Annotated in this window: 23 protein-coding genes and 1 riboswitch; of the genes, 4 read left to right on the top strand and 19 right to left on the bottom strand. The window is 55.5% G+C overall.

Going from position 1 to position 21,895, the window contains the following annotated elements; genetic code table 11:
- From AKU94_RS07080 to AKU94_RS07040, 10 genes are all read right to left on the bottom strand, one after another.
- A complete protein-coding gene (locus AKU94_RS07080) occupies positions 1–384 on the bottom strand; it encodes an acyl-CoA dehydrogenase family protein (RefSeq protein ID WP_050526598.1) in 384 nt (127 codons plus the stop codon).
- Between the two features lie 81 nt (positions 385–465).
- Complete coding sequence (locus AKU94_RS07075; RefSeq protein WP_050526597.1) at positions 466–1,953, bottom strand: class I adenylate-forming enzyme family protein; 1,488 nt, start codon at positions 1,951–1,953, stop codon at positions 466–468.
- Positions 1,954–1,961: 8 nt separating this feature from the next.
- Entirely contained in the window at positions 1,962–2,879 is a 918-nt protein-coding gene (locus AKU94_RS07070; protein WP_050526596.1) for a sulfotransferase family protein, read from the bottom strand.
- Positions 2,876–4,129, bottom strand: a complete 1,254-nt coding sequence (locus tag AKU94_RS07065; RefSeq protein ID WP_050526595.1) for a type III PLP-dependent enzyme domain-containing protein — start codon at positions 4,127–4,129, stop codon at positions 2,876–2,878. Before AKU94_RS07065 ends, AKU94_RS07070 begins: the two co-directional genes overlap by 4 nt.
- Positions 4,126–4,368 carry an acyl carrier protein gene (locus tag AKU94_RS07060; RefSeq protein WP_050526594.1) on the bottom strand — a complete coding sequence of 81 codons (243 nt, stop codon included), beginning with the start codon at positions 4,366–4,368 and terminating at the stop codon, positions 4,126–4,128. The genes AKU94_RS07065 and AKU94_RS07060 overlap by 4 nt, the downstream gene beginning before the upstream one ends.
- Positions 4,369–4,501: 133 nt before the next feature.
- Entirely contained in the window at positions 4,502–5,701 is a 1,200-nt protein-coding gene (locus tag AKU94_RS07055) for an MBOAT family O-acyltransferase (protein ID WP_050526593.1), read from the bottom strand.
- A 27-nt stretch (positions 5,702–5,728) separates the two neighbouring features.
- Positions 5,729–5,878, bottom strand: coding sequence for a hypothetical protein (locus tag AKU94_RS19650; protein ID WP_157056460.1), 150 nt, complete (start codon positions 5,876–5,878; stop codon positions 5,729–5,731).
- A complete protein-coding gene (locus AKU94_RS07050) occupies positions 5,875–7,017 on the bottom strand; it encodes a hypothetical protein (RefSeq protein ID WP_157056459.1) in 1,143 nt (380 codons plus the stop codon). Before AKU94_RS07050 ends, AKU94_RS19650 begins: the two co-directional genes overlap by 4 nt.
- Positions 7,018–7,214: 197 nt before the next feature.
- Complete coding sequence (locus tag AKU94_RS07045) at positions 7,215–8,051, bottom strand: hypothetical protein (protein ID WP_157056458.1); 837 nt, start codon at positions 8,049–8,051, stop codon at positions 7,215–7,217.
- A 439-nt stretch (positions 8,052–8,490) separates the two neighbouring features.
- The gene (locus AKU94_RS07040; RefSeq protein ID WP_050526590.1) at positions 8,491–8,949 is read right to left on the bottom strand and encodes a GNAT family N-acetyltransferase; all 459 of its coding nucleotides are present in this window, start codon (positions 8,947–8,949) and stop codon (positions 8,491–8,493) included.
- 172 nt (positions 8,950–9,121) lie between these two features.
- Between AKU94_RS07040 and AKU94_RS07035 the strand changes: the two genes are divergently transcribed.
- Positions 9,122–9,538: a MerR family transcriptional regulator gene (locus AKU94_RS07035; RefSeq protein ID WP_050526589.1), complete on the top strand. Its 417-nt coding sequence runs from the start codon at positions 9,122–9,124 to the stop codon at positions 9,536–9,538.
- A gap of 48 nt (positions 9,539–9,586) precedes the next feature.
- Here AKU94_RS07035 and AKU94_RS07030 read toward each other — a convergent pair whose 3' ends face one another.
- The 4 genes from AKU94_RS07030 to AKU94_RS07015 are packed head-to-tail and all read right to left on the bottom strand — an operon-like array spanning position 9,587 to position 12,693.
- Complete coding sequence (locus AKU94_RS07030) at positions 9,587–10,567, bottom strand: ABC transporter substrate-binding protein (protein WP_050526588.1); 981 nt, start codon at positions 10,565–10,567, stop codon at positions 9,587–9,589.
- Positions 10,568–10,571: 4 nt separating this feature from the next.
- Entirely contained in the window at positions 10,572–11,306 is a 735-nt protein-coding gene (locus AKU94_RS07025; RefSeq protein WP_050526587.1) for an ABC transporter ATP-binding protein, read from the bottom strand.
- Positions 11,293–12,060, bottom strand: a complete 768-nt coding sequence (locus AKU94_RS07020; RefSeq protein WP_050526586.1) for an ABC transporter permease — start codon at positions 12,058–12,060, stop codon at positions 11,293–11,295. Before AKU94_RS07020 ends, AKU94_RS07025 begins: the two co-directional genes overlap by 14 nt.
- A 39-nt stretch (positions 12,061–12,099) precedes the next feature.
- A complete protein-coding gene (locus tag AKU94_RS07015; protein ID WP_232295715.1) occupies positions 12,100–12,693 on the bottom strand; it encodes a Ykof family thiamine-binding protein in 594 nt (197 codons plus the stop codon).
- A 7-nt stretch (positions 12,694–12,700) separates the two neighbouring features.
- Positions 12,701–12,807: riboswitch (TPP riboswitch) on the bottom strand.
- 242 nt (positions 12,808–13,049) lie between these two features.
- Here AKU94_RS07015 and AKU94_RS07010 point away from each other — a divergent pair.
- The 3 genes from AKU94_RS07010 to AKU94_RS07000 are packed head-to-tail and all read left to right on the top strand — an operon-like array spanning position 13,050 to position 16,861.
- The gene (locus tag AKU94_RS07010; protein WP_050526584.1) at positions 13,050–13,751 is read left to right on the top strand and encodes a gluconate 2-dehydrogenase subunit 3 family protein; all 702 of its coding nucleotides are present in this window, start codon (positions 13,050–13,052) and stop codon (positions 13,749–13,751) included.
- A 2-nt stretch (positions 13,752–13,753) separates the two neighbouring features.
- Positions 13,754–15,523 carry a GMC family oxidoreductase gene (locus AKU94_RS07005; protein ID WP_050526583.1) on the top strand — a complete coding sequence of 590 codons (1,770 nt, stop codon included), beginning with the start codon at positions 13,754–13,756 and terminating at the stop codon, positions 15,521–15,523.
- Between the two features lie 12 nt (positions 15,524–15,535).
- Entirely contained in the window at positions 15,536–16,861 is a 1,326-nt protein-coding gene (locus AKU94_RS07000) for a cytochrome c (RefSeq protein WP_050526582.1), read from the top strand.
- Between the two features lie 194 nt (positions 16,862–17,055).
- Here the strand turns inward: AKU94_RS07000 and AKU94_RS06995 are convergent, their stop codons facing one another.
- The 5 genes from AKU94_RS06995 to AKU94_RS06975 all read right to left on the bottom strand — a co-directional run bounded on the left by AKU94_RS06995 (position 17,056) and on the right by AKU94_RS06975 (position 21,866).
- Positions 17,056–17,676 (bottom strand): isochorismatase family protein, encoded by a 621-nt coding sequence (locus AKU94_RS06995; protein WP_050526581.1) that lies wholly within the window; start codon positions 17,674–17,676, stop codon positions 17,056–17,058.
- A 24-nt stretch (positions 17,677–17,700) separates the two neighbouring features.
- A complete protein-coding gene (locus tag AKU94_RS06990) occupies positions 17,701–18,732 on the bottom strand; it encodes a M29 family metallopeptidase (protein WP_050526580.1) in 1,032 nt (343 codons plus the stop codon).
- Positions 18,733–18,750: 18 nt separating this feature from the next.
- Positions 18,751–19,464, bottom strand: coding sequence for an alpha/beta fold hydrolase (locus AKU94_RS06985; RefSeq protein ID WP_269744960.1), 714 nt, complete (start codon positions 19,462–19,464; stop codon positions 18,751–18,753).
- 86 nt (positions 19,465–19,550) lie between these two features.
- A complete protein-coding gene (locus tag AKU94_RS06980; protein WP_050526578.1) occupies positions 19,551–20,300 on the bottom strand; it encodes an aspartate racemase/maleate isomerase family protein in 750 nt (249 codons plus the stop codon).
- Between the two features lie 192 nt (positions 20,301–20,492).
- Positions 20,493–21,866 (bottom strand): SLC13 family permease, encoded by a 1,374-nt coding sequence (locus AKU94_RS06975; RefSeq protein ID WP_050526577.1) that lies wholly within the window; start codon positions 21,864–21,866, stop codon positions 20,493–20,495.
- Positions 21,867–21,895: the final 29 nt, after the last annotated feature.

The following is a 21,895-nucleotide window of genomic DNA, read 5'->3' as shown; positions in this document are numbered from 1 at the left end:
TCAGAATATCACCGCCCGGCCCTTTTCCGAGGTACCCGAGGCGATCAACAGCTCATCATCCACAATTCTGGCGCAAAGTACGTTGAAATATGCGCCCCTACCATGATGCGCGACGCATAGGGCCTGGCTGCTGTGCATCGCATATATCAAGCCAGCAGATCCGTCTTGCTTTCCGATTTCAAAGGTGATCCGCGCTATATCGGCAAGCGCCAAGCCTGGCCCGCCATATTGCGGCGACATTGCAACCGATAACAAATTATCCACGCGCATTTGCGCCAAAAGCGCGTCTGTAAACTTCCGTTCCTGCCCGTTTTCTGGTTTTACGCCGCAGCTTTCGGACAGATTGCGTGCTGCGGCAATAAATGGTTCTGGGTCACGTGTCATAAAACCCCTCCTATAAAATAATAAGGGTTCGCCAACATCGAAGCTATCGACGCCCTGTGCACATATTAACATCGCCCCGCGTCATATTTCTGCGGCTGCACGTTTTTTAAGGGAAACATAATCAACCTTTTTATTCGGATTTCGGGGCAAGGCATCCAGAAGAAAAAACAATCGTGGCATCATATAGGGGCTAAGGCAATCACGTGCCTTTTGTTTCAGCGCCTTAAGGTCGGCCTTATGATCAGCGTTCGGGTGGCCGACGACAAATGCAACGATCATATCCCCGATGGTGTCATCGCGCCGTGAGGTGATTGCCACCTCCGCCATCAAACCGGTGGCGGCCAGAATATCTTCGACCTCATCAGGTGAAACGCGCACCCCCATCGACTTCATCTGACGGTCCCGACGTCCTGTGATGACCAGATGCCCCTCCTCATCCAGATGACCAAGATCACCGGTATATACCGCCACCCGACCAGAGCCGGGATCCAGCGGATCGGGCCTGCGCACCAAGGCGGTGCGTTCGGGATCATTCCAATACCGCTCAAATATCCCCGCGCCCCGATGGATGATCTCGCCGGTGACATTGGGGGGGCATGGCACCCCGTCCTCATCAAGAATAATGATCTGTGCCCCCGGAAAGGCGGGGCCGACTGAATGGGGCTTTGCCTTGGCTAATGCCACCGGCAGGGATGCAGAACGGTAGGTCTCGGTCAAACCATAGTTCAGCGACAGCGCGGCCGTTGGGAAGGTCTGCCAAAGTTGCTCTTGTACGGTTTCGGGCAAGCGGGAGCCCGTATTGGTGATCAGCCGAACCGAGCTGCAATCCGTTTCGCGGATGGGGGACAGTCCGCTAAGCAGATTTGCAAAAACCGCAGGCACGCCCGCAAAGACTGTCGGGCGATGTCGCGTGATCGCGTCGCAAAGGCCAAAAGCATTCTGCGGTTCGGGCAGCACCAGAGTGACACCGGTTAACAGCATCGACAACAGCTGTCCCCAGCCATAATCGAACGCGAAAGGAACCGGGCAAAGAATGCGGTCCTGCGCGCGGTAGCCAAACGTATCGGCAACCCGCCGCGCCCCGTCGATCAGCGTTTCGGCCTTTTGGACCACCCCCTTGGGCCGCCCGGTAGAGCCGGACGTATAAACGATCGAGCCGAGACTGCTGCCATCCCCTTCAGGTTGGGGCAGTTCCAGCGCCCCACCAGACTCGGGCGCGCGGTAGACCGGGCAAGACAATCCCGAATCCTCTAGGGCTGAAGCGACAATTGCAACCGCGCTCGTCTCTTCCAAGGCCAGCCTTACATGGTCTAGCGGTGCTGCCGAATTGATCCAGACCGGCACCGCCCCCAAGCGCCAGATCCCCAAAACAGCCGCAGCTGTCGTTGCCGTATTTTCGGCATATAAAAGAACCCGCTCGCCCGGTTTTGCATTCAAGGTCGCAGCCCAGCAAAGCGCCAGCTCTTCCAACTCAGCAAAGCTATAGGTCGAAGCGCCGTGCAAGACCGCAGGCTGTGTCGGTGCGGCCCGTACAATGTTTTGAAAGGTAAGCCAGGCTTGGAATGACATAATGTGCCCTAGTTGTTTTTCGCCGAATTGCGCTTTAACTCTGCCGCCATCAAAAACTGCCGTATGGCGGTCTCACGATCTGGCAACTTCGGAACCTTTGGCACCGCATAGCCGTGTTTTTCCATCAGCTCAGCTGCCAGAGGGATAATCCGCGATGCCATTGTACGCGGCAGACGTTTGCGCCAGCCATCCTTTTTGGGCGTTCGGATACTCGTCGTTTCATCAATACGAAAATCACCAAGGCCAATCCGGCCAGTTTGCGAAAATGCGGCTGAAATCTGCTGCTCTATATCCGCCTCGACGCCCATAAATTTCATGATCGCACCCAAGGATTCTGCCGGATTCTCGGTCAGATCCTCATAGCGCAGATAATGGCAATCCGCGCCGTGGCGGCCTGCAAATTCATCCAGCACCTTGGTGCGGTCAATCCACGCGCGCATCAGGCCTTCTTGAGAAATATCAGACCCTTGCGTCAAGGCATGAAGATCCGACAGCTGCGCCCCCATGTTGCTGGCCAGATCCATGTTTGAAGCCACAACGTCAAGCGGATTGCGCACAATATAAATGTAGCGGACATGGCCCGCCAGAAAGGGCTCCAACGTTTCGATATGAAAGATGTTCGTCGCGGTTTTCTCGACCCAGATAGGGCGTTCGCCTGCGAGCTTTTCTTGAAACCCGAAGACCGTATCCCGCAAAGGGGCCATGACCTCCTCGGCGGCAAACCCCAACATGCCCAAACCCGAAAGAACCCCGATATGTGGCCCTTCGACACGGGTTTGCTCCGACAGAAATTTGCCCGCCGCAGCAAAGGAGAAAGTCTCCGGCGGACAGGAAACATCGGGATGCCCGTTCAAAAGCCGGGCCAGAAGCGTTGTCCCAGAGCGTGGAAAGCCAAGGACAACATAGCGCGTATTTTTGCTTTTCATCGCTCTGCCCCCCTTGGGTTGCTGCGGTCAAAGGAGTGATAGCGCAACGGCTCTGTCGCTTCGCGCATCTCGCCGTTTTGGATGACCACCTCGCTGGGATAGGGATGTGAGATGAACTGCGAGGGTGACGCTGTCAGCCCATAGGCACCAGAAGAGGCGACCGCGATCACATCACCGACCCGTACTTCGGCAAGTTCCACATCCAGTGCCAACCTGTCGATTGTGGTGCAAAGCGGGCCGACCAGCGTATAGGGTGCGGTCGTACCCGTCTTGTTGCTGATATTCTCATAAATCCAATTGCGCCGCAAAACCGACCCCATCATCCCGCAAGCCGCCAGATGATTGTTGAAACCGGCGTCGCACATCCGGATTTCACGACCCCGAGAGGTTTTTTGCGAAACCACCGTCGTCAACAACCAGCCGCAGAGCCCGACAAGCCAGCGCCCCAGTTCCAGATTGCATGAGGCATTTGCAAAGGCCGGCTCGGCCAGCAGATCGTCGATGATCGGGTTGATCAGGGCAGGCAATGCTGCGTGATCCAGCTCTGCCTCACCGGGCAGATAGGGCACCCCGAAACCGGAACCGAACACCAGCCGTTCGGGGCTGATCCCGGTGATCTTTTGTGCCTTGCGGAAGATCGCGGCAAAAAGCCCGAAATTTTCAGCAATGGCCTCAGAGTTCAGGCAATTGGTGCCGGAATAGATATGGAACCCGACCAGCTTCAATCCCGGCAGTGATTGCAGGGCGGGAAGATCCACTTCCATGCTCTCTTCGTCGATCCCGAACTGGCTTGACGTGCCCCCCATCGAGGCTCCGAATTTGCGCGGAACCTCCAACGGATTGAGCCGGACAAGGATGGTTTGTTCCACCCCCATCCGTGTCGCATAATCGCTGGCCTGCCGCGCTTCATGCAGGTTTTCGATGACCAGTTCACCCACGCCGACATCAATCGCGCCAGTGATTTCGGGCAGCCGTTTTGCGGGGCCCGAAAAAGTGATCCGGTCGGCATCCATGCCCGCATCAAGCGCACGGTGCACCTCGGCAATCGAGGATGCGTCAAAGGTGCTGAGCAAAGGTTTGATTGCAGCCAGAAGGGCCGGGTTGGGATTTGCCTTGATGGCATAGCTGATGCCAAAGCGCCCATCGAACAGATCACGCAACACCTCTATGCGCTGACAAATTGCGTCAAGATCATAGAGGTATGCTGGCGTTCCAAAAGTGTTTGCCGCCTTGAGAAGATGTTCCGTCATCCCTCTTTGCTTCTTTTTACAAAGGCAAGAATACGGTCGATACTATCGAGGTTTTCAAGGTTTACGTCAGCCGGGCTGATCCGGAACCCGCCTTCGGTTTCCAAGAACATCATCATGTTCACCAAGGCAAAACTGTCAATAATGCCGGTGCTGAACAAAAGGCTGTCATTTTCGACCTCGGCAAGGTCGGCCCCAAGTTCATCCTCCAAGAAGGCCTTAAGGGATGTTTCGTCAATCATACTTACCTCACATAGTTTTGAAACTCGGTGCCTTGTTAGCACCCCAGGAACGAGACAGTGTCAATTCAGAATATAGCTTTGTATCATCATCGTTATCTTGCGCCGGTTTTGTGAACCGGCCCTCATATTCCTGTCAGACACGAATACCAAAGGCATGCAGCATAATTCTAAAGGAATCCCAAATAGAGCCATGCTGGTATAGCCCGGTAAACGCACCGCCCAAAGAAACATAGGAAAGTGTCAAAATACGGGCTGAAATTCCACCAATCCGTGTTTTAAAAAACCGAACCTTATGGCGGGTTGCATATCTGTGCCACATTACAAATATGGCAAGCCCCACACCATGCCACATACCCCAAGCAGCCCAATGCGGCGACGCGGCATGCCACAGCCCCATCATGGTAAATGAGATAATGACCGCCCAATAAGGGTTTCGCGTCAACCCGATAATCGACATATAGATATAGGTTCGCACCCATTGTGCCAAAGTCATATGCCAGCGTTGCCAAAAATCCGGCAGTGATGTTGCAAGGAACGGGAGGTTGAAGTTCTCCATAATTCTTAGGCCGAACAACCGCGACGACCCGATTGCAATATCCGAATATGCCGAAAAATCCAGATACAGGTAAAGGAAGGACAGAAACAACAGCCCCCAGATCTGCAAAACGCTAAAGTCGTCCAGGTGCCTTGCCATCGCGAAAATGCTTGGGCTGCCCATTTGCTGCATCGCTTCCAAAACCAGCATGCCAAGCATATATTTCTTGACCAGACCAACGGCTATTCGCTCAACCCCTTCGCGAATAAACTTGAATTTAAATGTCACAACTTCGCGATTATGCAGGAAATGATCAAAACGCTCGATCGGCCCGGCAGTGAAAATCGGGGCGAGGAACAACCAAGAGATAAAATCATCCAACCCATGCGCCGGCAGGTTCCCGCGCCGGTTTTCAATCGCATAATGCAATAGCTTGAAGCTGAAGTAACTTACCCCCAACGGCACTGCAAAATCGATAAAGCTCGCCTGCCCGGCAACCATTTTAGCAATTGTTGGAATGTATTTGGAAACAATGAAATAGATAAAAACCAACCAAGCCAGCGCGGTTGATTTGCCCGCCCTGACGGCCCATTCCGGCCAACGCTTTTCATCCAGCCCGCGCCCGTAAAACACGACAAGCGCAAGGCCGCACATCAAAACCAAATCGAGCTTTGCAAAATATGCCAGCAAAACAAGGCTAATGGCGCTTAAAAACCATGCCCGGTAGGCGGCAGGAATGAGCCAGTAAATCGTCGGAGCGGCAATAAGGTAGAGCCACCATATTTCATATTGAATCATGTTACCGTCTCAACCTGCTGTACATAATCAATACCCCTGATAGGCAAAGGCCGAAATATTGCCGAGAATTGCAATCAGCCCACAGCAGGCGGGCACGAGGAACAGCCCGATCAGCACCCCACGCGTCACCCTGCCGGTCGTACGCATTTTCGAAGGTTTCTCCAAGGTTCCGCTCATTTCACCACGCCATCAATTTCTTCTGCAAACTTAATGAATTGCGTTGCAAAGGCGGCCCTGACCCGTTCTTGAGGAACGCCAATTTTGATGTGATAGTCGTCATGATAATCCTCGGTCCCCAGTGCGGCATTCTTCATCGCCGGGATAAAGACCGAACCATTCCGTGACGCGTGATCGGCAAAACGCGCATAAATTTCATCGCTCAGCCCCGCAAACCCGTATTCCGAAATAAAAGCAGGAGAGAGCCTTTCGTCGAACAGTACAAGATGCACGTTCGGCATGCCGGACAAACGCCCGTACAGCGCATCGAGAAACTCCGTATAATCCGGTGCCGCATAGCCCGCCTCGATCCATGCCTTTGCAGCATCGCGGTTGCGGGCCTCGACAGGCACCGCCGGCCCCGATGCGTAGCTGGCAAAGTTACATCTGGCCGGTCGCAACACCGCCATCCTCGCAAGGGTCACTGGCGTTTGCTGCACCACGAAATTGAAGTTCTCGACAACAGAAAGACCTGACCGTGGCCGCGGCGAAGCGCCCATTTGCAGCATCGCCTCATCCGCCCAATCCGACCGGACACCAAGACGGCCCATCTGCTCCAGCTCTATCAATCTGGACTCATTTGTGGCCAGCCGGTGAATCCCGACACCAATGGCAATCACCAAGGGCGGATCGTCCGGCCTGCGGTTGCGAACCGCGTTCTCGATCAGGGTGAGTTGGTCCAGCCTGGTCTGCAAGGGCGTCGCTAGCATGTGAACATCCCAATCCGCCGCAAAGGGGCTGCCGTCGAGATGTTTTTCAAGCGCCTGCGGGTCGCCAAATGCCTGTGCGATCGTTGAGGTGCCAAGCAACAGCAACCGCGGGTGCTCCTGCTCACTATGTGCAAGGCGCAACACCTCGACCGTCGCAAAGGCTGCCGCATCCCGTGCCGAGCGCGCCGCATAATCCCCCAACGGGCCCGTCAAACCCGAAGGCGAAAAAAGCCAGACCACCGCCGCAAGCACTAGCGAGGCCGTAACAATCATCGACACGAATGCTGCACGGGACAGTTCAATAAATCCTGACCAGAACGCAGTGGCACCGGCGCGGAATCTATTGGTGCCGGTGCCAGAAATCGGTGGGGGTTGATTGTCGGACTTCACATTCGCACCCCACTAAAACCAACAGACCGGGTCGCCATCGCGCGCCAGAAAAACATATTATTATCAACGGCAAATGCCCGACTGGCAGTCTTTACAAAGCTTCGGCAAAAGTAAGCGAAAGCTGCGGCAGCCAAAAGCGTCACATCTGTAAAGGAAATTCTATTTCTATCAGCTTTTCCGCGATCCAGCATAACCAACTACTTTACGTCAATCAGAAAAGAACCCTTCACACAACTCATCTGCGAAACAGATCGGATGGCCATAGTCATTTCTTTGGGGATCAAAGTCAGGCCGGCCTTTCGAGCAACCGTATCATCTATGTAATTGATATTGTCCAGTACAATCCCGCGCGCGCCCGCATATTGCGCGGCTGTCAGCGCATGGGCCAAAAGCATTGCCAGCTCGTCCGGCTCCTTCCCCAAAATAACCTCGGCAATAACATTGCGTGAAACCTGACCCTCCTTGATCCAGTCCAGAACATAGGTTGAGATAAATCCCACCATTTGCGAATCCCGTTCTGCGACCAGACAAACGGCGTCCGGCGCATTTGAAAAATGATGCCATGCCGCTTCCGGGGAGGGCGCAAGAAAGAGTGAGGCGCCCATGTCACGCAGCAAGCCTTGCACCCCATCCATATCCGATTTTTGAGCCGGGCGTACCACCACCCCCTCAACCGATTGCGCAAGCGTTCTGGCCTTATGCGCGTTCACGATTGCCTGCCGAAACTCTAGCTGGTCCACAACAATGGATTGCGCAGCAGCCAGTTTTTTCGTGCTCCGCGACAGGCCCTTATCTTTTTCGAAAAATGCAATCGAGAGGTCACTGAGAATATCGAACTCATTTTCCCGTCCAAGCGTATGATTTTGCGCCAGCATCGACGCCAGGGCCAAACGGGTGCCAAGGTCCAAAGCGGGCTCGATTGTAAGATGGGTCGCGATGTGGGCAGAATATGTTTCGGTGCCATCGGACAATTTACGATAAAGTGCGGCCTTCAGGGCGATCAATTCCCCTTCGCGGCGCACTCCGAGAATCATGTGTTGATCGCTTTGCGGCCCACCATAAAGCCAGTTCAAATAGTCATGCGTAAAAACAGGACAGCCAGTTGCACCATATAATGTTGGCCAAGCCCTATTAAGCAACTCCGCAATTTGTGGCGTGTCGGCAAAGGTAAGGCGCTCAAATTGGAAATCGCCATTCATATTCATAACCATATTTTTTACCTGACAAGTCCATGGTTTCTAGTTCATCGCCGCAACCGGCACGATTCGATAAGATTGTTCCGTTTCCCGCAAGAGATAGGGTAATAGGAAATTATTGCACATTTGCGAGGAAACTATGGCAAAAAAATGCGCATAATAATCAAACGCTGTCGCGGCCTGCTTAAACCCTGAAACATAGGCGTAACAGTTTTTCAGGACGCGAGTGGGCAAGCCTGAATTTGGTGCAGGCAGACAAACCCTCAATTTTGATGTATCAAAGCATAAGCGTCAGAAAAACGCTGTTGGGGTCTTCGCGATAACCCCCAAACGGGGGGCACAGGTCAAAGCCCGCCTTTTCATATAGGGCGCGTGCGGCGACAAAGGTAGGCTGGATGCCGGTTTCAAGGCTAAGCCTGCGAAAACCGCTTGCCCGCGCTTCATCCACCAAATGCGACAGCATGCGTTTGGACAGGCCACGACCGCGGGCTTCGGCCAGAATATGCATTGATTTTATCTCGGCATGGGTACTGTCAATCCGCTTGAAGGCCCCCATACCGACCGGAACGCCCGTGTCACGCATCACGAAAAAGGACACCTCGGGCACCGCGAGCTGGTCGGCATCCATCATGTGATTGCTCTCAGGAGGGGTATCCGCATGCATATCCGCCGTGTGACGGGACATCAACAATGCCAGATCCTTGCCCGTGGGGCTTTCTGTCGCGATGGAAATCATACACCGAACCCAAGTCTACACAAGTTTACGAACCTTTGCACCTCTATACACAGACAGCCCAACCTATGACCAGAGCATTCATTGCGCAAAGCGACTGCGTGGAGTGACGCAGGCTTGAGTCCGGACCAATTCCCGCTTAAAACCTCTATAAAACATAGGTAAGGGCCTTTTTGTGTATTCCATCGGCGCGCTTTCAAAACGCACCAAGGTCAAGGTGCCAACGATCCGCTACTATGAGGATATGGGGCTGATGACGCAGGCCCAGCGCACAGCGGGGAACCAGCGGCGATACGACAAGGCTGGTCTGGAACGGCTGAGCTTTATCCGGCATGCCCGCGATCTGGGGTTCTCGATAGAGGCGATCCTGTCCCTGATCGAGCTACAAGAGCATCCCGACAGATCATGTGAGGCCGCCAATCAAATCGCATCCTTGCAACTTGCCCATGTGCGCGAAAAGATCAAACGGCTGAAGACACTGGAAAAAGAGCTTGCCCGGATTACCAAAGGCTGTAGCGGGGATGGCGCGCTGGAAAATTGCTATGTGCTTGCCTCTTTGGCCGACCACGGTCTTTGTGACAAGGACCACTGACGCGCCCGATGTTCGGACGGCCCCGCGCGTGCAGGGCCGTGCGCGGTTTTATTCAACCAGCCAGCTTTGATCAAACCAAGCCGAAACATCCCCCGGCCATTGCAACGGCGCGCCCTGCGCATCCTTCAAGACACCGCTGTCAAAAAGGAACCGCGCCATGGCGGCAAAACGATCCGCATCAATCTTTCCGACCGCCGTATCGCCATCGCGCAAATAGCCACCCGCGACAATACTTTCGAGAGAGGCGCCAACCAGGGCCGGATTCGGAAACTCGCCCGCCGCGATCAACAAATCCGCCGCCTGCTGCGGATGGTCGGCAGCCCATTCATACCCCTGCTGCGTTGCCTTCATAAAGGCGCTCACCATTTCGGAATCTTCTTGCAACACAGCGGCACGGGTGCCGATATAGCCGTTTTGCTGGTCAGGAATGCCATAATCAGCATAGGTGAAAAAGGATTGCTGACGCCCCAAAAGAACACCGTTCACCCCCTCCCAAGTCGCTACCTCAAGGGTGAAATCCACCCGGCCCGCCGCCAAGGCCTCATAGGCACCAGTGCCAAGCGTCACCGTGTCATAAGTCGGATCACCACCATCGTTACGGATCATCGTGCCGATCAGCGCATCCTCCCATGCGCTGCCAAAACCTGCGTAGGTCTTGCCAGACAGATCGGCAGGACGGGTAATCTCTTTATTGCTGCTATTATATACCAGCCGTCCGTTTTCATGTTGCATCGTGGCCCAAAGCGCCGTGATATCAGCCCCAGCACCGCGTGCGCTCATGAAACCAAGCGAGGTCATATAGGCGAAATCCGCAACGCCAGCGGCCAACAACGCGGTGGAACTGGTATCGGAATAGGGCAGTATCTCTACCTCCAGCCCAACTTTTTCATAAAGCCCTTGGTCACGCGCGGCGATCAGGCCGATATGGTTGGTGTTCAGCACCCAATCCAGGGCGATGGTTACCTTTTCACGGGCTTCAGCCGCGATTGGCAAGGTCAGGCAAACAGCAAGCAACAATGGCCGGAACATATAATCAATTCTCCAAAAGCAGGGTTTTCAACGTTGTGCGAATATCGGCCAGCGCGGCCTCGGTGCGGTGCGGGCGGGGGGTGGTGATGGGGATATTGGCAGCAAGGGGGCCCGGCCCGGCCGACATCACAAGGATACGATCGGCCATCTGCGTGGCCTCATGCAGGTCATGCGTAACCAATAGGACCCCGCGCGGTGTTGCCGCCAAACGGGTGCAAAGCCAATCCTGCATCCGCAGACGTGTCACCGCATCCAAGGCCGAGAACGGCTCATCCAACAGAACAAAGCGGCTGTCTTGTGCCATGGTTCGCAAAAACGCCGCGCGTTGTCGCATACCCCCCGAAATCTGTTCAGGGTAAAGGCCTTCACAACCAGAAAGGCCGAATGTATCAAAATGCGCCACAACCGCTCTATGTGCCGCCGCCGTGGTCATCCCGGCCATCTCAAGCCCCAGCGCGGCATTGCCCGCAATCGTGAGCCAGGGAAACAACGCGTCACTTTGCGGCTGATAAGCAATATCGGGATGCGGACAGCCGATCGGGACGCCGTCGATTGTGGCGCTTCCCTGCGCATCTACCTCGGCAGACAGAATGCCCGCCAACCACTTTACCACCGATGTTTTACCGCACCCCGACGGGCCGATCAGACAGGTAATCTCTCCTGTTTTCAGCGTGCAGGAAAACCCTGCAACCAGCACACGTCCGCCGACATCAAGTGTAAGCCTCTCAACGCACAGCATTGCGCCCCCCCCGATAACCATGCGCCGTCAGCCGTTCAATCAGCCGCAGCCCCGCCAGCAAAAGCAAGGTCAGCCCCGCAGAGACGACAACAGCCGCAAGAACCAGATCAGCGCGAAAGCTATTCTTGGCGGTCAGGATATAGATGCCCAAGCCCTGCCGTGCCCCGGCATATTCAGCAAAAATCGTAGCAACGATGGCATAGGTCGCCGAAATCTTGAGCCCCGCGAAAAAGGAGGCTCGCGCCATCGGCAAGGTTGCACGGCGAAATATCTGCCATTTGCCCGCCCGCATGGAATGCAACAGATCCAGATAGGCCTGCGGAACCTGACCGTAGCCTGAAAGCAGGCTGATAAGGACAGGAAAGAACGTAACGAGAATGACCAGCAGGACCTTGGGCAGCAAACCGAAACCGAACCAAAGGATCATAAGCGGTGCCAGCGCGACAAGCGGGATGGTCTGGCTGACGACAAGCAGCGGCATCAGTCCCCGTTGCAACCATGGACTAAAATGCAGCGCTACCGAGGCCACAAAAGCAAACATTACAGAGGTTGAAAAGCCAAGCGTCGCGACCTTGATCGTGCTCAGCGCATGGGGACCGATCTGGGCCCGCTCTGCAAACAGCGCACCCACAACATCAGTCGGCGCGGGCAAAAGCAACGGCAACACTGCGGCCAGCAGGCAATAGGTTTGCCACGCCAGCAAAAGCGCCGCTGCAAGCAGAATGGTCGGCAGAATTTGTCGCATAAAATGCATGACGCCTCCGAACGCGGTCCAGACTCGGCTGATTGGGAATTAACCGAGGCTGGGACTGTTGGCCGAGGCCGTCAGATCGATCGTGACATGACCTTCGGCAGGACCGAACCGCAAGAACGCTTGCCGCACAGTCTCAAACACCACGCCCGCATCACCACGAAGGCGCGTACAGAAGTTCTTGGATTTCAGGAACGTACCCGACTCTTTGAGGAAATCAATACAGCCATAGATTTCATCCATATGCCTGTCCTGCCCCAGCACATAAAGCGAGAACTGCACATCGATCGGGGCGGCCAGATCAGGGGCCGCGCGAACGGCCGCAAGCGCAAGCGCCTGGCGTTCCTTGAGGGGTTGGCCCTGCGCACGGGCCAGCGTGTCACAACGGCAGCTTGGATCGTCAGGCTCTCCGGGACAACCACGCGACAGGGTAACGTGCATCGTGACATGATCGGGCAAGCGCGCGGTCGCCGCAAACAAATCACGGACCGCATCGATCAGCGGATCAGGCGCACCGACCATCAAGGTCGACATATCGTCCGTCTCGATCCGAAGCTTGTCTTGATAGGGTGTAAGGGCTGCCAGCCCCGAAGTGATAACGCCAACGAAATCAGACGTCATCGGATAAAGTGACACTTGCGCGCCTATAAACATTTTCCCTCGCTCCGCCGGTATTATCCGGATCAGCTGTGAAGGGTTCACGCGGTATCGCGCATCTCAGCTCTGGTCAGAGCACCCCTGGTTATCTGCCCTTATCTATAGCCACGCCCGACGGCCCGTCAACCCGCATGACGGCACGGCCGTGGGAACGAAAACGCAAAGCCCGCCTGTTATCGACTATCGCCAGCCACGGCTTTCGCCGGTCAGGAAAGGTCTTGAAAACCTATTGAATTTAAAAGGTTTTTTTCGACGTCCTTGTTTTCATCAGCCCGACGTTCTACGAATTGGATATGACGCAGGCAGCGTCCCCCACCCATAAAGGTAGGTAAACTATGTCACATCATCCGAAATATCCCAACAGGCGTGGCTTCTTGAAGGCATCCGCCGCAGGCGTTGCATTGTCGGGGATTGCAAGCGCTGCGACTGCACAGGACGCGATGCCCCTGCCCGCTCTTGAAGACTATTCCCCTGCATACCTCAAGGCCGAGGAATGGGCGTTTGTCATGGCAGCAACAGCACGCCTGATCCCGTCAGAGGGCGATGGCCCCGGTGCCCTTGAGGCACGCGTTCCGGTGTTTATCGACCTTCAGCTTGCCGGCGATTACGGGACTGCGGATGACTGGTATATGGAAGGTCCGCATGACGCGAATGCAGATTTTCAACTTGGCTGGCAAAGCCCCTTGAGCCCTGCGCAGATCTACCGCGCGGCCATCCCTGCCTTTGACACATGGTGCACAGAAACCTATGGGGTGGCCTTTGTCCGGCTGGACGCTGCACAACAAGACGAGGCCCTGACCGCGCTACAGGCCGGTGACGTCGCGCTGGATGCCGAACTGCGGGACTTCTTTACGATCCTTCTTGCCAATACCAAAGAAGGCTATTTCGCCGACCCGATGTATGGCGGCAACCACCAGATGCAGGCCTGGTCCTACATCGGGTTTCCCGGCGCGCGCGCGGCCTACCGCGAATGGCCGGAACGTCACAACATCAAGTATCCACTTGGTCCGGTTTCCATTAACGGCGAGAGGGCATAACCATGGCACGTCAGGAAAAGAAAAAAGACGTCGTCATCGTCGGTCTTGGCTGGACGGGCTCCATCGCGGGGATCGAACTGGCGCGCGAAGGGCTCGACGTTCTGGCGCTGGAGCGCGGTCACGATCAGGCAACGGTTCCGGACTTCAAATACCCCAACCAGATTGACGAATTGAAATACGGCGTCCGGTTGAAGATGATGCAAAAGCCGTCGCAGCAAACGCTGACGGTACGGCGCAATGCCGGCGAAACCGCCCTGCCCTACCGCGCGCTTGGGTCCTTCTTGCCCGGCAATGGCGTTGGCGGCGCGGGCACCCACTGGAACGGCCTGAACTGGCGGCCACAGCCCGAAGAATTGCGCCTGCGGTCCTATGTTACCGAAAACTGGGGCGAAGAGATTATTCCCGAAGGGATGGACCTTGGTGATTATCCCGTCACCTACGATGAGCTGGAACCCTTCTTTACCTACTTCGAAAAGGTGGCAGGTATCGCGGGCAAGGCGGGTAACCTGAACGGGCAGATCCAAGAAGGCGGCAACCCATTTGAGGGCTGGCGGTCGGAAGACTATCCGATGCCTCCGCAAAAGACGACCTATGACAGCGCCAAGTTCCGCGAGGCCTGTCTTGCCGCCGGTTATCACCCGTTTCAAGCGCCTGCGGGTATCGCCTCCACGGCCTATGTGAACCCGTATGGGATGCAGATGGGGCCGTGTAACTATTGCGGCTTTTGTGAGCGCTTTGGCTGCTATCAATATTCCAAATCCTCACCGCAAACGACGATCCTTGACGCGCTAAAGATGATGCCGAATTTCGAATACCGCACGGAATCCGAAGTGTTGCGCGTCGAAATGGCCGCCGATGGCAAGACCGCAACCGGCGTCACTTATTGGGATGAAAAGGCACAGGAAGAGGTCTTTCAGCCCGCAGATATCGTGATCCTGTCGTCCTATCAGTTGAACAACGTCCACCTGATGATGCTTTCGGGCCTGGGAGAGATTTACAACCCGCTGACCGGCACTGGCACTTTGGGCAAGAACTATGCCTATCAGATGAACGGTGGCGTTTCGATGTTCTTCAAGGACGCGGAGTTTAACCCCTTTGTGGGCCACGGCGCGAACGGCGTTGCCATTGATGATTTCTCGGTGAACCAGAACGATTTTGGTGCGCTCGGGTTTATCGGCGGGTCCTATTGGCGTTCGGGTACCTTTAATGGCCAGCCGATCCGCAACATGCCTCTGCCCAGAGGCACGCCGTCATGGGGTGCGGGGTGGAAGAAAGGCGTCGGCGAGTGGTACGGCCACGCGATGTCGATCGGGTCGCACGGTTCCCATATGGCCTATAGGAACAACCATCTCGATCTTGACCCGACCTATACCGACCGTCACGGCCGTCCGATGATGCGCATGACGTTTGACTGGCAAGACAATGACCTGCGCATGAACGAATACATGAAGTCGCAAATGGAACCGCTTGCGGCCTCTATGAACCCCGACATCATGCAATCAGGATTCAAGGGCATTGGCGCACATTACGATGTGCGGCCCTATCAAACCACGCATAACACCGGCGGCCATTCCATGTCCGAGGCGCCACAAGACGGGGTGGTCAACAAGTACAGCCAGACATGGAAGGCGCATAATGTCTTTGCCATGGGCGCAGGCAACTTTGTGCAAAACACCCAATACAACCCCACGGGCCTGCTTGGCGGGCTGGCCTATCATACGGTCAACGCGATCAGGACCCAATATTTGTCCAACCCACGTCCACTGGTATAAGGAGAGCTGAAAATGAATACCTTTCTCCGTATCATTACCGGGCTGGTGCTGCTTGGCATCGCGGGCCTTTTGGCCTTTATCTTTGTGCCCCTGCAGCGCAGCCAACCGGCCCAGCAACTGGCCGCAGACTGGCAACCGGCCGAGGGTCAGGGTGAATATGTGATGCATGCCTCGGATTGCGTGGCCTGTCATACCGCCGAAGGTGGCGCTCCGCTTGCCGGTGGGCGCCCGATCAGCAGCCCCATGGGCACAATTTGGTCAACCAACATCACCCCTGATACCCAGACTGGGATTGGTGACTGGTCGCTGGATGATTTCCGGGGCGCAATGATCGACGGTATCGCCGCTGATGGCACGCATCTCTATCCTGCGATGCCCTACGAAAATTACCGTATTTTGTCAGAAGAGGATATCGCTGCCCTCTACCACCATCTGATAAACAATGTTGAACCAGTGAAAAACACCGTGCAGGAAACAGGCCTGCCCTTCCCCTTCAACTTGCGGTGGGGCATTCGGGCATGGAACTGGCTGGCGCTCCGCCACGGTCCCGGCTTTGCTGCTGCGGGCACATCCGAGTTGCAGGATCGTGGTCAATACCTGGTCGAAGGTCCGGGCCATTGTGCGGCGTGTCACAGCCCGCGCACCGACTTCATGACCCAAGACGGCGTGCAGGACGGGGATAAGAACTTCCTCAGCGGGGGTGTCATTGGTGGCTGGAACGCCCCACCCCTTACCGGCGATAACTCTGCCGTGGCAAATTGGAGCGTGGCAGAAACCGCCGACTACCTTGCCACAGGCCGTAACACACATGCCGGTGCAAATGGCGAAATGGGCCTCGTGGTGCAACATTCGCTGCAATACCTGACGGATGAGGATAATATCGCCATCGCCTCCTATCTGAAGGGTGAAGACGGCGAGGTGATCGAATCTGCCGAGTTCAAAAGCATGCCCGACGCGCCTGCAAACAAAGCGGGCGAGGCAACTGCGCAAATGCTTACCCAAGCATCGCCGGACATGGATCTGGGACCGCGTCTGTACCTCGATAACTGCTCCGGCTGTCACTTTGTGACCGGGCAAGGCGCGCCAGAAATCTTTCCGCCACTTGCGGGGAATCCGCTTGTCACAGGGTCAGAGGTCAAACCCCTGATCTCGATCATCCTGAATGGGGCGGATATTCCCTCTACGCGAAAACGACCCGCACATCTGGTTATGCAAGGTTACGCGGATCGTCTGGATGACGCTGAGGTGGCCGAGCTTGCCAGTTTCATCCGGTCCGCCTGGGGCAATAACGCATCGTCGGTATCACAAAGTGATGTGGCAGGTATTCGGGGGCAGTAGGGATGACAGGATTAACGGCCAGCAACAGCCCAGCTCTTTCAAATAGTAAGAGCTGGGTTACCCGTTTCCTAAAGGTTGGAGCCCACATTCCAAACACGGGTTTACCTCAGATAAAGTTAAAACTCCGCAACCGCCTCTTTCCATCAATGCGCAACATTCGGACGCCCGAGGAAATTCACGGCAGAGCCGAAAAATTATATAGACTCAAGGTAGGTTAAGATCTCCGAAGATGTGACCACATCGCCGTATTTTTGCTGAATGTCGTACAATGCGGCATCGTGTGGGGGCTGCGCACGGTCCGCGCAGGCATCGCTTGCCACCAAAACGTTAAAGCCACTTTGCACCCCATCAACCGCCGAAGCGCGGATACAGCCTGATGTTGTCGCCCCGGTCAAGACAATGGTGTCCACACCAGCCCCGACAAGATGAGCTGCAAGGTTCGTCCCGAAAAAGCCCGACGCGCCTTTTTTGACGATAACCACATCCCCCGGCTGCCGGTCCAGCCTGTCATCGATTTCGACATGGCGGCTACCATCAACAAGCGCTTTCATTCCTGCCGCTTTCTTTAGCCAGGCAAGTGTGTCCAGCTCTCTTTCATTGAAGGAGATAACCGTGAAAATCACCGGAACAGACTTTTTGCGAGCGGCGGCGATAAGCGTATTGGTGACCGCAATCTGCGCATCGGCATCAGATGCCGTGGGGTATGAAAGATCGGTGAAACCATAACTGAAATCAATGACGATCAGCGCGGGGTTCGGACCCCGGGGGACTTGCCCCCCGAAACCCGCATTTTTGTAGGTTTGATCCTGACTCATATCACTATCCTCTTTGCGGTGCGGTTAACCGCGATCCATCTGCATTTCCTTCACGACAATACCCCCGTCGATCACGATGGGTTCATCATCAAGGAACAGCGAGCAGTTCCGCATCGGGATATCCAAATGGCAGTCGGTATCATTGGGTCCACCAAGCTCATTGTTGGGGCCTGTTGAAAACATGACGTTTCCGTAAAAGCTCCGCGGTTCCATACCCATGCCGCCGGGGAATTCACCCGGTGTCATCCGGTGCCATTTCGCGTCCGGGTTCATGCCCCAGCCGACGTGGCTCATGCCTTTGCCGCGCTCATCATTGAAGCTGTCCATATAGGATTTGACCAGTTCGCAATCGAGGCCGCCGCGCATATCGGTGATAAAGCCCTTTTTGATCGTGTAAATGATCGGGTCGCGAACATACATATTCTGCGGCAACAAAACATCGCCAGGTGCCACAACAATCTGGCCGTCAACGCCATCATCGTCACCCCCCGTAAAGACAAAACCCGATGGCCAGTGATCCCAGCGGCCCGGCTGATCCGTGCAGGCATATTCGGCAACCGTAGGATAGGTATTCAGCTTATAGGTAACATCGGTGCCATGCGGCGACGTGATACGCATTACTTTGGCCTTGGACAAAAGCTCGGCGCCGATCTCGACCTTCTCGCGCAGTTCCTGTGAAGGAAGCATCCGCGCAAGCAGTTCAGGCGGCTCCACCGCGGTCAGGATACGCGTTCCAGCCTCCTGAATGGCGAACTGCTCGGGTGAAAACAGCAAGAATACACAGTCAATTAGCATATCGCAGGCTTTGAGCGCCTCAACAGCGTCAGGTATGGCGGCAAGGCCGGTCACGCCGACATTCCACCCACCGGCCGCCGAAGGCGCGGGCAAGCGCATGTGATACATATTCGCACCCAATCGCGCACCGGCGGCCATAAAGGCATCTGCATAGTCAAGGCGCTCATTGCCTTGTGTCAGTACAACAAGCTTTTCGCCCTCATGTACGCCCGACATTTTAAGCTGATGCAGGCAGATCTGCGTGAAACTCTCGTGGTCCATTTTGTAACTCCCTCTTCTTTAAGCGCGCGCGTCAAAATCCATAACAGCGTCCAGAAAACCCTCGAGGTTATCCCAAGGGATCATATGTCCCGCGTTCGGGACGGTTTTCACATCGAGATGTGGTGCCAACGCCTTGAGTTCTGCGATGTCATCCTCGCCGATCACCGGCGCATCGCCCGCCTTCAGCAGTCGCATCGGCAGTTTGAGGTGCAACAGGTCGGCATGTATGTCATCGGTATGAAAACCATCAAACGCCGTTTTGATTGCATCAAGCTGACAGCTGTGCAGCCATTCAGCCCGTAAAGCGACCTGATTGTCGGTCCATGTGGGGCAAAATGCCCGCATATCCTTGGCAGAACAGCCTTTGGTCGCGGCAATAATCGAATCTTCGTACCATGACCATTTAGCGGGATATTCACGCCGCCCCGGCCCACTCACAGGTGGGTCTACAAGTATCAGGCCTGACATTGCCGCACCGTCTTTGCGCGCGGCGCGAATGGCATTCCTTGCCCCCATCGAGTGGCCAAGAATGACCGGCTTATCCAGACCTGCGGCATCAATCACACCAAGCGCGTCATCTGCCATAGCATCCAAAGAATAATCGAGATCGCCAGCCTGACTAAGGCCGCGACCGCGCACATCTAGAACATGGACATCAAACTTTTCGGCCAAGTGTTCCGCGATGAAGCCCCAGGTGATCGCAGGCGAGGTTATACCGGGGATAAGAAGCATCTGGGGCCCCTCCCCCGCATAGTGGAGCAAATGCTGCCGAATGCCATTTGCATGCAGATTGTAACCGCGAGACATAGGGACCTCCTTCAGTATTTGCCTGATAAAAGCGCGCCACCGCCGGGCACCAATGTGTCGAGATCAAGTGCTTTCAGCATCGCCCATGTTGTTGCGATGGCTGCGGTCACGACGGGTTTGCCCGTCACCGCCTCGGCGGCAGGGACCGCACGCAAAGACGGCATTTGCACACAGGCAGACAACACCACGGCATCAACATCGCTGGTGTCCATCTCGGCAACAATTCCCGGCAGGTTCATCGGATCATGCGCTGCAACTGCAAGGTTGTCGCTGATCTCAAGCGCCTTCCAGACCGTGACCTCAATCCCTTCGGCACGGATGTAATTCACCACCATCTCTGTCAGCGGCTTCATATAGGGGGCGACCAGCGCAATTTTCTTGGCGCCCATTGCCCGAAGCCCATCAACCAGCGCACCCGCCGATGTAATGACGGGTGCCTCGGCGTCATTATCCTTTGTCACCTGACCAAGCCGTTGCGCTGATGTGCAGTGATAACCCTCGCCCATCGACATGATTGCAACAAGACACGCATAACCAAGCACGTCGACCCGCGCATCGCTTAATTCAAGCGCGCACCGATCGCTATCGGCATCCATGGCTTTCAGCTCTTCTGCGGTCACTTTTTTCATCCGCATCCGCGATGAATGATAAGTGAATTTTTCTGGATGAACCTGCCCGCGTGCAGTCAAAAGGGCAGGTATCTCTGTTTCCATCGTTACATTTGAACTGGGCACAATCTGGCCCACGCGAAAGGTCTTCATGCTGATTCTCCGTTGCTGCTGTCCCCATGATTAATTAAACGATTGATTAATTACAAGCGGAACTTTCCCCCGACCTCCCCGTTCTGTTGCAAAGCTCGAAAATGCCTGGCTGCCCGCCAGATGCAGCGCCCGCACTTGCGCCGCTACCGCTGCATCTGGCGGGCCACCTCACATGGCCACATTCACCCTATCTCAAAGCTGGCCCAAGAGTTTCCACCAGAGAAAATCAAGCGGCAGCAAAACCAGCAAAGTGACCACAAACAATGACAGCGTGATCTTTAACAGGGGCCGCGTGCTTTCGCCTGCAAGGCCCATCGCGACGATCAATGGGCCGACCTGATACGGGAACAAAATGGTCGAAAACCCGATAACCTGTGTCATCAAAACCGTGTTTACGGAAAAACCGGTGGTCTGGGCCAATTCCGCCGCGAGCGGTGTCAACACGGCAGGCATGCCCGGTGCTGTCGTGAACACCGATGTGCCTATGCCCAGCAAGGACAGAGAAATGAAGTTGAGGAAGTCGTTGCCCACTTCAAAAGGCAAAGCTGCCAATACCATATGCGCAATTATGTCGCCCAAGCCGCTGGCGTTAACGACTGTTCCAAGCGTCAGGGCCCCCGCGACAAACAGGATCATTGAAAAGTCGACCGAGGATTTGAAAACGGGTGGTGGAACAAAACCAAGCTTAGGTATCATCAGCACCAACGACGCCGCCAGCCCGATCCATGCGGCATTGATCCCATGGATTTGATCAGTCGACCAAAATCCCAAAGTCACCAGCAAGATAACCAACAGCGCCCATTGGCGGCGGCTGGACCCACTGGCCGAAACGGGCGTGGCGACAGAAGCTGAGACTCGGGCGGGAAAGAAATACAGTACAAGACCAACGATGAACGCCGACTTCAGCAGACCCAAAACCGGATAGTGCAGCAGCAAATAGTCAGCATAGCTGAATTGCACGCCCAATGATTGCTCGGCCACGCCCGACAAGATGATGTTCGGGATGTTTGAGGGTAGAATGGCAAAACTTGGCATATTCGTCCCGATCGCAATGATCACAGCAACGCCGGTGCGCCCCAGCGACCCCCTCTGCAATCCCAGCAAATCCGCAAGCGCCATACCGACCGGCACAAGCACCGCCGCACGCCCCAGCGATGACGGCATCACAAATCCCAGTGCCATCCCCAAAACCATCAGCCCCGCAATCAAGGCGGCGTAACTCTTGGAAAGATGCGGACGCGCCAAAGTTCCCAGACGCGCGCCCAGCCCTGAATGGGTGATCGCCGCGCCTATAACAAACCCCGCCACGACCAACCAAATCGCAGAGGATGAAAAGCTTGAGAAAACCTCCTGCGGGCCGGATAATCCCGTCAGGATCAGCGCGACAAACAGAAAGGTTGACGCCACATAACCCGGAACAAGACCAGTACCCCAAAGCGCCAATGTAATCAGCACGATGCCAAAGGTCAGGCCTTGATCGGCTGACATCCCAACCGGAAGCGCGAGCGCCGCCCATGTGGCCAACACAAGCGCCAGCGCAAAGATGGTTTCTTTCATGAAGGTCATAGAAGGGACTCCGTTTAATTGCTCTATGG

It is taken from the genome of Pseudorhodobacter aquimaris (genome assembly GCF_001202025.1).
Taxonomy (GTDB): Bacteria; Pseudomonadota; Alphaproteobacteria; order Rhodobacterales; family Rhodobacteraceae; genus Pseudorhodobacter; species Pseudorhodobacter aquimaris.
This window is presented reverse-complemented; position numbering and strand designations above follow the sequence as displayed.

Bases quoted from the DNA above. Each gene is read 5' to 3' on its own strand.
- AKU94_RS06980 (WP_050526578.1), bottom strand. From the start codon at position 20,300: ATGAAGACCTTTCGCGTGGGCCAGATTGTGCCCAGTTCAAATGTAACG.
- AKU94_RS06995 (WP_050526581.1), bottom strand. From the start codon at position 17,676: ATGAGTCAGGATCAAACCTACAAAAATGCGGGTTTCGGGGGGCAAGTC.
- AKU94_RS07025 (WP_050526587.1), bottom strand. From the start codon at position 11,306: ATGCTGTGCGTTGAGAGGCTTACACTTGATGTCGGCGGACGTGTGCTG.
- AKU94_RS07040 (WP_050526590.1), bottom strand. From the start codon at position 8,949: ATGATTTCCATCGCGACAGAAAGCCCCACGGGCAAGGATCTGGCATTG.
- AKU94_RS07075 (WP_050526597.1), bottom strand. From the start codon at position 1,953: ATGTCATTCCAAGCCTGGCTTACCTTTCAAAACATTGTACGGGCCGCA.
- AKU94_RS06975 (WP_050526577.1), bottom strand. From the start codon at position 21,866: ATGACCTTCATGAAAGAAACCATCTTTGCGCTGGCGCTTGTGTTGGCC.
- AKU94_RS07045 (WP_157056458.1), bottom strand. From the start codon at position 8,051: ATGATTCTCGGAGTGCGCCGCGAAGGGGAATTGATCGCCCTGAAGGCC.
- AKU94_RS07020 (WP_050526586.1), bottom strand. From the start codon at position 12,060: ATGCATTTTATGCGACAAATTCTGCCGACCATTCTGCTTGCAGCGGCG.
- AKU94_RS07010 (WP_050526584.1), top strand. From the start codon at position 13,050: ATGTCACATCATCCGAAATATCCCAACAGGCGTGGCTTCTTGAAGGCA.
- AKU94_RS07065 (WP_050526595.1), bottom strand. From the start codon at position 4,129: ATGACGGAACATCTTCTCAAGGCGGCAAACACTTTTGGAACGCCAGCA.
- AKU94_RS07060 (WP_050526594.1), bottom strand. From the start codon at position 4,368: ATGATTGACGAAACATCCCTTAAGGCCTTCTTGGAGGATGAACTTGGG.
- AKU94_RS07070 (WP_050526596.1), bottom strand. From the start codon at position 2,879: ATGAAAAGCAAAAATACGCGCTATGTTGTCCTTGGCTTTCCACGCTCT.
- AKU94_RS06990 (WP_050526580.1), bottom strand. From the start codon at position 18,732: ATGGACCACGAGAGTTTCACGCAGATCTGCCTGCATCAGCTTAAAATG.
- AKU94_RS07000 (WP_050526582.1), top strand. From the start codon at position 15,536: ATGAATACCTTTCTCCGTATCATTACCGGGCTGGTGCTGCTTGGCATC.
- AKU94_RS19650 (WP_157056460.1), bottom strand. From the start codon at position 5,878: ATGAGCGGAACCTTGGAGAAACCTTCGAAAATGCGTACGACCGGCAGG.
- AKU94_RS07005 (WP_050526583.1), top strand. From the start codon at position 13,754: ATGGCACGTCAGGAAAAGAAAAAAGACGTCGTCATCGTCGGTCTTGGC.
- AKU94_RS07030 (WP_050526588.1), bottom strand. From the start codon at position 10,567: ATGTTCCGGCCATTGTTGCTTGCTGTTTGCCTGACCTTGCCAATCGCG.
- AKU94_RS07055 (WP_050526593.1), bottom strand. From the start codon at position 5,701: ATGATTCAATATGAAATATGGTGGCTCTACCTTATTGCCGCTCCGACG.
- AKU94_RS07080 (WP_050526598.1), bottom strand. From the start codon at position 384: ATGACACGTGACCCAGAACCATTTATTGCCGCAGCACGCAATCTGTCC.
- AKU94_RS06985 (WP_269744960.1), bottom strand. From the start codon at position 19,464: ATGCTTCTTATCCCCGGTATAACCTCGCCTGCGATCACCTGGGGCTTC.